The 11,422-nt window shown below is 70.7% G+C and carries 8 protein-coding genes; 7 read left to right on the forward strand and 1 reads right to left on the reverse strand.

Annotated features, from left to right (window positions below; translation table 11 throughout):
• The 7 genes from ACVNF4_RS02665 to cobI form a co-directional block, all read left to right on the forward strand.
• Positions 1-635, forward strand: a 635-nt coding sequence (locus tag ACVNF4_RS02665; protein WP_461800993.1) for a CobD/CbiB family cobalamin biosynthesis protein, incomplete at its 5' end; no start/stop codon positions are given.
• On the forward strand, positions 632-2,140 hold the full coding sequence (locus ACVNF4_RS02670; protein WP_461800994.1) for a cobyric acid synthase: 1,509 nt from the start codon (positions 632-634) through the stop codon (positions 2,138-2,140). The genes ACVNF4_RS02665 and ACVNF4_RS02670, both read left to right, overlap by 4 nt.
• Complete coding sequence (gene cobN / locus ACVNF4_RS02675) at positions 2,137-5,787, forward strand: cobaltochelatase subunit CobN (protein ID WP_461800995.1); 3,651 nt, start codon at positions 2,137-2,139, stop codon at positions 5,785-5,787. The genes ACVNF4_RS02670 and cobN overlap by 4 nt, the downstream gene beginning before the upstream one ends.
• Positions 5,784-7,775: a putative cobaltochelatase gene (locus ACVNF4_RS02680; protein ID WP_461800996.1), complete on the forward strand. Its 1,992-nt coding sequence runs from the start codon at positions 5,784-5,786 to the stop codon at positions 7,773-7,775. The genes cobN and ACVNF4_RS02680 overlap by 4 nt, the downstream gene beginning before the upstream one ends.
• Positions 7,775-8,374: a cob(I)yrinic acid a,c-diamide adenosyltransferase gene (gene cobO, locus ACVNF4_RS02685; protein ID WP_461800997.1), complete on the forward strand. Its 600-nt coding sequence runs from the start codon at positions 7,775-7,777 to the stop codon at positions 8,372-8,374. The genes ACVNF4_RS02680 and cobO overlap by 1 nt, the downstream gene beginning before the upstream one ends.
• The gene (locus ACVNF4_RS02690; protein ID WP_461800998.1) at positions 8,368-9,840 is read left to right on the forward strand and encodes a cobyrinate a,c-diamide synthase; all 1,473 of its coding nucleotides are present in this window, start codon (positions 8,368-8,370) and stop codon (positions 9,838-9,840) included. The genes cobO and ACVNF4_RS02690 overlap by 7 nt, the downstream gene beginning before the upstream one ends.
• Positions 9,837-10,568 carry a precorrin-2 C(20)-methyltransferase gene (cobI, locus tag ACVNF4_RS02695; protein ID WP_461800999.1) on the forward strand — a complete coding sequence of 244 codons (732 nt, stop codon included), beginning with the start codon at positions 9,837-9,839 and terminating at the stop codon, positions 10,566-10,568. Before ACVNF4_RS02690 ends, cobI begins: the two co-directional genes overlap by 4 nt.
• Before the next feature lie 23 nt (positions 10,569-10,591).
• Here the strand turns inward: cobI and ACVNF4_RS02700 are convergent, their stop codons facing one another.
• Positions 10,592-11,320: a ZIP family metal transporter gene (locus tag ACVNF4_RS02700; RefSeq protein WP_461801000.1), complete on the reverse strand. Its 729-nt coding sequence runs from the start codon at positions 11,318-11,320 to the stop codon at positions 10,592-10,594.
• Positions 11,321-11,422: the final 102 nt, after the last annotated feature.

Consider the following 11,422-nt stretch of genomic DNA (forward strand, 5'->3'; position numbering starts at 1 on the left):
CGCTGGAGGCCGGGGACATCGAGGCGGCGCGGGCGCGGCTGCCGCACCTGTGCGGGCGGGATCCGCAGGCGCTGGACGCGGACGGGATCGCGCGGGCCGTTGTGGAATCGGTTGCGGAGAACACGTCCGACGCGGTCGTCGGCGCGCTCGTGTGGGGCGCTGCGGCCGGGGTGCCGGGGCTGCTCGGGTTCCGGGCCGTCAACACGCTGGACGCGATGGTCGGGCACAAGTCGCCCCGCCTCAGGCGGTTCGGCTGGGCGTCCGCGCGCCTCGACGACGTCGCCGGGTGGCCGGGGGCGCGGCTGACGGGCGTGCTGGCCTGCGCCGCCGGGGACGATCCCCGGGGTGCCGTACGGGCTTGGCGGGCGGACGCCGGGAAGCATCCGAGCCCCAACGCCGGGCCCGTGGAGGCGTCGTTCGCCGGGGCGCTCGGGGTGCGGATGGGCGGGACGTTGTCGTACGCGGGGCGGGTGGAGCACCGGCCTGTGCTGAACGGGGGCGGGCGAGGGGTTGTCGTGGGGGACATCGAGCGGGCGGTGCGGTTGTCGCGGCGGGTGAGCTGGCTGGCGCTGGGGGCGACGGTCGCCGGGCGCGTGTTGTGCAAACGGTTGCTGAAATGGGGGGCCGGGGTATGAGTGGCGGGCTGTTGGTCGCCGGGACCACCTCCGACGCCGGGAAGAGTGTCGTCACGGCGGGGATCTGCCGGTGGCTGGTGCGGCAGGGTGTGAAGGTGGCGCCGTTCAAGGCGCAGAACATGTCGCTGAACTCGTTCGTGACCCGGGAGGGCGCCGAGATCGGGCGGGCGCAGGCCATGCAGGCGCAGGCGTGCCGGATCGAGCCGACGGCGCTGATGAACCCCGTGCTGCTGAAGCCGGGCGGGGACCGGTCCAGCCAGGTCGTCCTGATGGGCAGGCCGGTCGGTGAGATGGACGCCCGCCGGTACCACGGGGGGCGGCAGGAGCAACTCCTCGGAACCGTTCTCGACTGTCTTTCCGAACTCCGGTCCACGCACGACGCGGTGATCTGCGAGGGCGCCGGCTCACCCGCCGAGATCAACCTGCGGCGCACCGACATCGTCAACATGGGCATCGCGCGCAACGCGGGGCTGCCGGTGCTGGTGGTCGGGGACATCGACCGGGGTGGCGTCTTCGCCTCGTTCTTCGGGACGGTCGCGCTCCTCTCCCCCGAGGACCAGGCGCTGGTCGCCGGGTTCCTCGTGAACAAGTTCCGGGGCGATGTGTCGCTGCTGGAACCGGGGCTGGAGATGCTGCGCGGTCTGACCGGGCGGCCGACGTACGGGGTGCTGCCGTTCCAGCACGGCCTCGGGATCGACGAGGAGGACGGTATGGCGGTGTCCCTGCGGGGCGCCGTCCGGGAGTCGTCGCTCACCCCGCCGGTCGGGGACGACGTGCTGCGCGTCGCCGTCTGCGCGGTGCCGTTGATGTCCAACTTCACGGACGTCGACGCCCTCGCCGCCGAACCCGGCGTCGTGGTGCGGTTCGTGGACCGGCCCGAGGAACTCGCCGACGCGGATCTGGTCGTCGTCCCCGGAACTCGCGGCACGGTGAAGGCACTTGAGTGGCTCCGGGAGCGGGGCCTGGCCGACGAGTTGGGGCGCCGAGCTGCGGCCGGGCGGCCGACTCTCGGGATCTGCGGCGGTTTTCAGCTGCTCGGCGAGCGGATCGAGGACGACGTCGAGTCGCGCGCCGGAGTCGTCGACGGGCTCGGGCTGCTGCCCGTGCGGGTGCGGTTCGCCCGCGAGAAGACCTTGACCCGGCCGGTGGGCGAGGCCCTCGGGGAACGGGTCGAGGGGTACGAGATCCACCACGGGGTCGCCTCTGTCGACGGGGGGGAACCCTTCTTGGACGGCTGCCGGGACGGCGCCGTCTGGGGTACGCACTGGCACGGTTCGCTGGAGTCGGACGGCTTCCGGCGGGCCTTTCTGCGGGAGGTGGCGGCCACCGCGGGCCGCCGTTTCGTGCCCGCCGAGGACACCTCTTTCGCCGAGCTGCGCGAGCGACAGCTCGATCTGCTCGGCGACTTGATCGAACAGCACGCGGACACCGGCGCTCTTCTGAGGCTCATCGAGTCGGGAGCGCCACAAGGACTGCCTTTCATCCCCCCGGGAGCGCCCGCATGAGCACAGTGTTGTTGTTGTCGACCGCCGATACGGACCTGCTGGCGGCCCGCGCCTCCGGCGCCCCGTACCGGATCGGGAACCCGACACGGGTGGACGTCGCCGGGGAGCTTCCGGCCCTGATCGAGGGCGCCGACATCGCTGTCGTCCGCCTCCTCGGCGGCAAGCGGGCCTGGGAGGACGGGCTCGCGGCGCTCAAGTCGGCCGGTATCCCTACCGTGTTGCTGGGCGGCGAGGCCGTGCCGGACGCGGAGCTGATGGCCGAGTCGTCGGTGCCGGCCGGGGTCGTGGCGGAGGCGCTGCGCTACCTCGTCGAGGGCGGTCCGGCGAACCTGGTGGAGATGGCCCGATTCCTGTCCGACACCGTGCTGTTGACCGGTGAGGGCTTCGACGAGCCGCTGAAGATGCCGGAGTTCGGGGTCCACGGCTCGTACGAGGTGCGGGACGGCCGCCCGACGGTCGGCGTCCTCTTCTACCGGGCCCACGAGTTGAGCGGCAACACCTCCTTCGTCGACACCCTGTGCGACGCGATCGAGGCACGCGGGGCCAACGCCCTTCCCGTGTACTGCGGTTCGCTGCGCGGCGCGGACGCCGGGCTGTACGAGATCCTCGGCGACGCGGACGCGCTGGTCGCGACCGTCCTCGCGGCGGGCGGCACGCACGCCTCGGAGGCGTCGGCGGGCGGTGACGAGGAGGCGTGGGACATCGGCGCGCTCGCCGATCTCAACATCCCGGTGCTGCAAGGGCTCTGCCTCACGTCGTCGCGGGAGACGTGGGACGCCAGTGACGCCGCGCTCTCTCCGATGGACGCGGCGATGCAGGTCGCGATCCCCGAGTTCGACGGGCGCATCATCACCGTCCCGTTCTCCTTCAAGGAGCAGGGTCCGGACGACGTCCCGGTGTACGTCGCCGACCCCGAGCGGGCCGGGCGGGTCGCCGGAATCGCCGTCAGGCACGCGCGGTTGAGGCACAAGCCGAACGCGGAGAAGAAGGTCGCGCTGGTCTTCACGGCATACCCGACGAAGCACTCCCGGGTGGGCAACGCGGTCGGTCTGGACACGCCCGCTTCGGCGGTGCGGGTGCTGGACGCGCTGCGGGACGCCGGGTACGGGGTGAGCGGATACCCGTCCGAGGGCGACGAGTTGATCCACCGGCTCATCGAGGCCGGCGGGCACGACGTGGAGTGGCTGACCGAGGAGCAGTTGGCGTCGGCGCCCGCGCGGGTGCCGCTGGCCGACTACCAGGCGTGGTTCGACAAGCTGGACCCGGAGCTGCGGGACGCGATGACCGAGGCGTGGGGCGAGCCGCCGGGGTCGCTGTACGTCGACGGGGACGACATCGTCCTGGCCTCCTTGCAGTTCGGGAACGTCGTCGTGATGATCCAGCCGCCGCGCGGGTTCGGGGAGAACCCGATCGCGATCTACCACGACCCGGACATGCCGCCGTCGCACCACTACATGGCCGCGTACCGCTGGCTGGACAACTCTTTCGGTGCCGACGCGATCGTCCACATGGGCAAGCACGGCACGATGGAGTGGCTGCCGGGCAAGGGCCTCGGTCTCAGCGGGGGTTGTGCGCCGGACGCCGTGCTCGGTGAGCTGCCGCTGATCTACCCGTTCATCGTGAACGACCCCGGCGAGGGGACGCAGGCGAAGCGGCGTGGGCACGCGACCGTCGTCGACCACCTGGTGCCGCCGATGGCCCGCGCGGACACGTACGGGGATCTGGCGAAGCTGGAGCAACTCCTCGACGAATACGCCCTCGTGAGCGATCTGGACCCGGTGAAGGCGCCTGCCGTGCGGGCGCAGATCTGGACGCTGGTGAAGGCCGCCGAGCTGCATCACGACCTGCATGTCGACGAGCAGCCGGACGACGGTGACTTCGACGAGTTCGTCATGCACATCGACGGCTACCTCTGTGAGATCAAGGACGTGCAGATCCGGGACGGGCTGCACATCCTCGGCGGCGGGCCGGTCGACGAGGCCCGGGTGAACCTGGTCCTCGCGGTGCTGCGGGCCTCCCAGGTGTGGGGCGGGAAGGCGAACGCGCTGCCGGGTCTGCGGTCCGCCTTCGCGGCCCATTTCGGGCTGGTGGAGAAGGAGTTGCTCGCCGAGCCGGGGGCCTCGCTGAAGGTGCCGGTGGAGCTGAGCGCGCTGGTGGAGGGGCCCGCGCGGACCGCCGCCGACGCGATCGACCTGCTGGAGCAGTTGTGCCGGCGGGTCGCCGTCGGGATGGAGGAGCGGGGCTGGTCGGTGGACGGCGTGCCCGCGCTGGTGCGTGAGGTGCTCGGTACCGAACTGCCGGACGCCGTGGCCGTGTTGACGTTCGCCTGTGAGGAGGTCGTGCCCCGGCTGGCCCGTACGACGGACGAGATCGGGCACATCCTGCGTGCGCTGGACGGGGGTTACGTGCCCGCCGGTCCCTCCGGGTCGCCGACGCGCGGTCTCGTCAACGTCCTGCCGACCGGCCGGAACTTCTACTCCGTCGACCCCAAGGCCATTCCCTCCCGGCTGAGTTGGGAGGTCGGGCAGGCGCTCGCCGACTCGCTCGTGCAGCGGTATCTCGCGGACACCGGGGAGTATCCGCAGTCCGTCGGCCTCACCGTCTGGGGCACCTCCGCGATGCGGACCCAGGGTGACGACATCGCCGAGATCCTCGCGCTGCTGGGCTGCCGGCCGGTCTGGGACGACGCGTCCCGCCGCGTCACCGGGTTCGAGGTCGTCCCCCTGGAGGAGCTGGCCCGTCCCCGCATCGACGTGACCGTCCGTATCTCCGGCTTCTTCCGGGACGCGTTCCCGCACGTCGTGGGGTTGATCGACGACGCAGTCCGCGCGGTGGCCGAGCTGGACGAGCCCTCTTCTGGCAACTTCGTGCGCGCACACGCGGATGAGGACACGGCCGAGCACGGCGACCGACGCCGGGCCACCGCCCGCATCTTCGGCTCCAAGCCGGGTGCCTACGGCGCCGGGTTGCTGCCGCTGATCGACGCGCGCAACTGGCGCTCCGACGCGGATCTCGCCGAGGTGTACGCGGTGTGGGGTGGTTACGCGTACGGGCGGGGGCTGGACGGGCGGGCGGCTCGGGGGGACATGGAGACGGCGTTCAAGCGGATCGCTGTCGCGGCGAAAAACGTGGACACGAGGGAGCATGACCTCGTCGACGCGGACGACTATTTCCAGTACCACGGCGGCATGGTCGCCATGGTCCGCCACCTCACCGGCGCCAACCCCGAGGCGTACGTGGGGGATTCGGCCACGCCGGACCAGGTGAAGACGCGGACGCTCGGCGAGGAAACGCATCGCGTGTTCCGGGCTCGGGTGGTCAACCCGCGCTGGATGGCGGCCATGCGGCGGCACGGGTACAAGGGCGCTTTCGAGATGGCCGCGACCGTGGACTACCTGTTCGGGTACGACGCTACGGCGGGGGTGGTCGACGACTGGATGTACGAGAAGCTGTCGGCCGAGTACGTCTTCGACCCGGAGAACCGGGATTTCATGAAGAAGTCCAACCCGTGGGCGCTGCGCGGGATCACCGAGCGGCTTCTTGAGGCCGCCGACCGTGGGCTGTGGGCGGAGCCCGACGCGGACACGCTGGAGCGGCTGCGTGCCACCTATCTGGAGCTTGAGGGCGACTTGGAGGGCGACCAGTGAGTACTCCGTTTCCGTTCACGGCCGTTGTCGGGCAGGACGATCTGCGGCTCGCGTTGCTGCTGAACGCCGTGTCGCCCGCTGTCGGCGGGGTGTTGGTGCGTGGCGAGAAAGGCACCGCGAAGAGCACCGCCGTGCGCGCGCTTTCGGCGTTGTTGCCGGAGGTGCCGGTGGTCGCGGGGTGCCGGTTCTCCTGTGATCCCGCCTCGCCCGATCCTGCTTGCCCTGATGGGCCGCATGAGGTCGGCGGCGAGACTCAACGGGCCGCTCGGATGGTCGAGTTGCCTGTCGGGGCGTCCGAGGACCGACTTGTCGGTGCGCTCGACATCGAGCGGGCGCTCGCTGAAGGCGTGAAGGCGTTCGAGCCTGGGCTGCTGGCCGATGCGCATCGCGGGATTCTGTACGTCGACGAGGTCAACCTGCTGCACGACCACCTCGTCGACCTGCTGCTCGACGCCGCCGCGATGGGGGCGTCGTACGTCGAGCGTGAGGGTGTGTCCGTGCGGCACGCCGCTCGGTTCTTGCTCGTCGGGACCATGAACCCTGAAGAAGGCGAGTTGAGGCCGCAGTTGCTCGACCGGTTCGGGCTGACTGTCGAGGTGGCCGCCTCTCGGGAGCCGGATCAGCGGGTGGAGGTCGTGCGGCGGAGGCTGGCGTACGACGACAATCCGGCCGCCTTTGTGGAGACTTGGGCGTCCGAGGAGGCCTCCGTACGGCAACGGATCGTCGCAGCGCGGGCGTTGTTGTCGTCGGTGCGGCTCGGGGACGGGGCGTTGCGGCAGATCGCGGCGACTTGTGCGGCGTTCGAGGTGGACGGGATGCGGGCCGACATCGTGATGGCGCGTACCGCTACCGCGTTGGCCGCCTGGGCTGGACGGACCGAGGTGTTGGCCGAGGATGTGCGGCAGGCGGCACTGCTGGCGTTGCCTCATCGTCGTCGGCGTAATCCGTTCGACGCGCCGGGACTTGATGAAAGCAAGCTCGACGAGACGCTGGAGGAATTCTCCGGGGAGTCCCCGGAGGACGATCCGGATCCGGACGGGCCCGGTGGGGGTGGTGGGCAGCCGGCGCCCGAGGGTGGGCAGGGGGACGGTGGTGGTGCTGCCGCTCAGCCTGAGGCCGGGGAAGGCGGGGAGCCTGCCGGGGGTGGCGGGGAGCAGTCGGCCGTGCGGGCTGCCGAGCCGTTTCGGGCCAAGGTGTTGAGTGTGCCGGGAGTCGGGCAGGGGGCTGCCGGGCGGCGGTCTCGGGCGCGGACCGAGCAGGGGCGGACCACGGGGGCCCGGCGGCCTCAAGGGGCGCTGACCAAGCTGCACTTGGCGGCTACTGTGCAGGCCGCCGCGCCGCATCAGCTGGCGCGGGGGCGAGTTGGGCGTGGGCTCGTGGTGCGGCGGGACGATCTTCGGCAGGCCCTGCAAGAGGGCCGCGAGTCCAACTTGGTGTTGTTCGTCGTCGACGCCTCCGGGTCGATGGCCGCTCGGCAGCGGATGAGTGCGGTGAAGGGGGCGGTGTTGTCGTTGCTGCTGGACGCGTATCAGCGGCGGGACAAGGTCGGGATGGTGACGTTCCGGGGGGCCTCCGGGGAGGTCGTGCTGCCTCCGACGTCGTCCGTGGATGCCGCCGCCGCCCGGCTGGAGTCGCTGCCGACCGGGGGGCGTACGCCGCTGGCCGCCGGGCTGCTCAGGGCGCATGACGTGCTGCGGGTGGAGCGGTTGCGGGATGCGGCCCGGCGGGCGCTGGTCGTCGTCGTGACGGACGGGCGGGCGACCGGGGGGCCGGAGCCGGTGGCTCTCGCCGGGCGGGCGGCTCGGCTGTTCGCCGCCGACGGGGTTGCCTCCGTGGTCGTCGACTGTGAGTCGGGGCCGGTGCGGCTGGGGCTGGCGGGGCAGCTCGCGGGTGAACTGGGGGGTACCGCCGTGACGTTGGACGAGTTGCGGGCGGATTCGATCGCCGGGTTGGTCAAGGACGTTCAGGGTCAGAGGAGGGCCGCGTAATGCCTCAGGGGCAGCCGAGTGTGGTGCCGGACGACGGGTTGACGACGCGTCAGCGGCGTAATCGGCCACTGGTCGTCGTCCATACGGGAGTCGGGAAGGGGAAGTCGACCGCCGCGTTCGGGCTCGCGCTGCGGGCCTGGAATCAGGGGTGGCCGATCGGGGTGTTCCAGTTCGTGAAGTCGGCGAAGTGGAAGGTCGGGGAGGAGAACGCGCTGCGGGTGCTGGGGGCGTCCGGGGAGGGCGGGTCCGTCGACTGGCACAAGATGGGTGAGGGGTGGTCCTGGGTGCAGCGGGATGCCCAGATGGACAACGAGGAGAAGGCTCGGGAGGGTTGGGAGCAGGTCAAGCGGGATCTCGCAGCTGAGACGTATCAGCTGTACGTGCTGGACGAGTTCGCGTATCCGATGCACTGGGGGTGGATCGACACCGACGAGGTGATCGAGGTGCTGCGGAATCGGCCTGGTACTCAGCATGTTGTGATCACCGGGCGGAACGCGCCTGAGAAGTTGGTGGAGTTCGCCGATCTCGTCACCGACATGTCCAAGGTCAAGCATCCGATGGACGCGGGGCAGAAGGGGCAGAAGGGGATCGAGTGGTGAGTTCCGTTCCTCGGTTGGTCATTGCCGCGCCGTCGTCCGGGAGCGGGAAGACCACTGTTGCCACGGGGTTGATGGCCGCGTTCGCCTCGCGGGGGCTTGTCGTGTCTGCGCACAAGGTGGGGCCGGACTATATCGATCCCGGGTATCACTCGCTCGCGACCGGGCGGGTGGGGCGGAATCTCGACGCGTATCTGTGTGGGCCGGAGTTGGTCGCGCCCCTGTTCCTGCATGGGGCTCAGGGGTGTGATCTCGCGGTCGTCGAAGGTGTCATGGGGATGTTCGACGGGGCTGCGGGGGAAGGGGAGTTGGCGTCCACGGCTCATGTCGCGAAGTTGTTGCGGGCGCCGGTGGTGTTGGTCGTGGACGCGTCGTCGCAGTCTCGGTCGGTGGCCGCGTTGGTGCACGGGTTCGTGTCCTGGGATCCCGAGGTTCGGGTGGCGGGGGTGATCCTCAACAAGGTGGCCTCCGATCGGCATGAGGAGTTGTTGCGGGAGGCGTTGGAGTCGGCGGGGGTGCCGGTGTTGGGGGTGTTGCGGAGGGTGGCTCAGGTGGATACACCTTCTCGGCATCTCGGGTTGGTGCCGGTTGCCGAGCGGCGGGGGGCGGCTGTGGAGGCTGTGGCGGCTATGGCTGCGCAGGTTTCTGCTGGGTGTGATCTTGAGGGGTTGATGGAAGTTGCCCGGGGGGCTGGGGAGTTGGGGGTGGCTGGGTGGGATGCGGGTGCTGCTTTGAGGTTTTCGCCCCCGCCGCCCCTTCCCATTCCCGACCCTGGGGGCTGCCGCCCCCAGACCCCCGCTTCGGCCCTGGACGGGCCTCGTCCTCAAACGCCGGACGGGCTGAAAGGCGAGCAGCGTTTCAAGGCGAGGCCCGTTGTCGCCGTTGCCGGTGGGGCTGCTTTCACCTTCTCCTACGCCGAGCATGCCGAGTTGCTTGCCGCCGCCGGAGCTGATGTCGTCACCTTTGATCCGTTGCGAGACGAAGCGCTGCCCGAAGGGACCGCCGGGCTCGTCATCGGGGGTGGGTTTCCCGAGGTGTACGGGGCTGAGCTGGCCGCCAACATCCCGTTGCTGAAAGCGGTTACGTCGCTTGCCGAGGCGGGGGCGCCCGTTGCCGCCGAGTGTGCGGGGTTGCTCTATCTGTGCCGGGAACTTGACGGGCGTCCGATGTGTGGGGTCATCGATGCCTCCGCTCGGATGAGTGAGCGGCTGACGCTCGGGTATCGGGATGCCGTTGCCGTCAGTGAGAGCGTGCTGGCGGGGGTGGGGACGCGGATGCGGGGGCACGAGTTTCATCGGACTGTGGTGGAGCCGGGGGCCGGGAGCGCGCCTGCCTGGGGGTTTCGGGGGGCTCGGAGTCGTGTGGAGGGGTTCGTGGGACGTAATGTGCATGCGAGTTATTTGCACACGCATTGGGCGAGTGAGCCTGGTGTGGCCCGTCGGTTCGTGGAGAGGTGCCGGACGTCATGAGCAGCAGGCTGATCGGGGTCGGGGTGGGGCCGGGGGACCCGGAGCTGGTGACCGTCAAGGGGGTCAACGCTCTGCGGGACGCCGATGTCGTCGTCGTACCCGTGATGGACAGCGGGGAGCGGGGGCGGGCGGAGGCGACGGTGCTGCACTACGTCGGCGGGGAGAAGGTCGTCCGGGTCGTGTTCGCGCTGAACGAGCGCAGTGACCGGGGGCGGCGGGAGGCTGCCTGGGATGCCGCCGGGGAGCGGGTGGCCGGGCTGCTGCGGGAGTACGGGTCTGTTGCGTTCGCGACCATCGGCGATCCGAACGTGTATTCGACGTTCACGTATCTCGCGCAGACGATCGTGGAGCTGGTGCCGGGGACGGTCGTCGAGACCGTGCCGGGGATCACGGCGATGCAGGATCTGGCCGCGCGGTCGGGGGCGGTGCTGACCGAGGGGACCGAGCCGTTGACGTTGGTGCCGGTGACGGCCGGGTCCGCGGTGTTGAAGGACGCGTTGGGCGGGCCGGGGACGGTTGTGGCGTACAAGTTCGGGCGGCAGGCCGGTGAGGTCGTCGAGGCGTTGCGGGAGACCGGGCGGATCGAGGGGGCCGTGTGGGGGGCTGCGCTGGGGCTCGACGGGGAGACCGTGGGGGGTGCGGCCGAGTTGGACGGGTCGCCGCTGCCGTATCTGTCGACGCTGATCTCGCCCGCCCGGCGGGACAGTGGTCGGGGTGGGAAGTTGTGAGACCGGTTTCCGGCATACGTCACTCAGCCCGCCAGCCCCACCACCAGCCAGATGAAGGCGGCGCCCGCGATCGTGCACAGGACGGTCGAGCGGGCGGGGTGGTCGTGGTGGGCCTCGGGGAGGATCTCGGCCGCGGCGAGGTAGAGCAGGGCGCCGCCGAAGAAGCCGAGATAGCCGCCGAGCAGTTGCTCCGGGATGGTGACGAACGCCGTGGAGAGCGCGCCGACGACGGGCGCCGCCGCGTCGGCGAAGAGCATCGCGAGGGCCTTGCGTCGGGCGTTTCCGTAAACGCTTGTGATCGTGTACGTGTTGAAGCCGTCGGCGAAGTCGTGGGCGATGACGGCGAGCGCGACGGCCGTCCCCATGCCGCCGCCGACCTGGAAGGCCGCGCCGATGGCGACGCCGTCCATGGCGCTGTGGCCGACCATCGCGGCGGCGGCCGTGAGGCCGACTTCCGGGACGCGGCCGTCGTTCTCCTCGGCGCCGTGCGCGGCCTGGCGGGCGGCGAGGAGGCGTTCGACCAAATGGGCCAGCAGGAACCCGGCGACGAACAGCAGGAGGGCGGCGGGGACGCCGAACACCTCGGTGCCCGCCGCGTGGAGGGCCTCGGGCAGCAGGTCGAGGCCGACGACCCCCAGCATCAGGCCGCCGGCCAGGCCCAGGACGAGATGGCGGCGGTCGGTCACGCGCTGTGCCGTCCAGCCGCCGGCCAGCGTCATCAGGAACGCGCCGAGCGCGACGAAGACCGCCATGAGGCCTTCGTATCCGATCTCCCCTTGTTCGCGCATGTCCGCGGATCGGCGGCCCGGGTGGCCGTCGGTGTCCGGTAACGCTCTGAAACCCCTTTCTGAAAG

The organism is Streptomyces sp. S6 (assembly GCF_054880855.1).

Bases quoted from the DNA above. Each gene is read 5' to 3' on its own strand.
- ACVNF4_RS02670 (WP_461800994.1), top strand. From the start codon at position 632: ATGAGTGGCGGGCTGTTGGTCGCCGGGACCACCTCCGACGCCGGGAAG.
- cobN (WP_461800995.1), top strand. From the start codon at position 2,137: ATGAGCACAGTGTTGTTGTTGTCGACCGCCGATACGGACCTGCTGGCG.
- cobO (WP_461800997.1), top strand. From the start codon at position 7,775: ATGCCTCAGGGGCAGCCGAGTGTGGTGCCGGACGACGGGTTGACGACG.
- cobI (WP_461800999.1), top strand. From the start codon at position 9,837: ATGAGCAGCAGGCTGATCGGGGTCGGGGTGGGGCCGGGGGACCCGGAG.
- ACVNF4_RS02700 (WP_461801000.1), bottom strand. From the start codon at position 11,320: ATGGCGGTCTTCGTCGCGCTCGGCGCGTTCCTGATGACGCTGGCCGGC.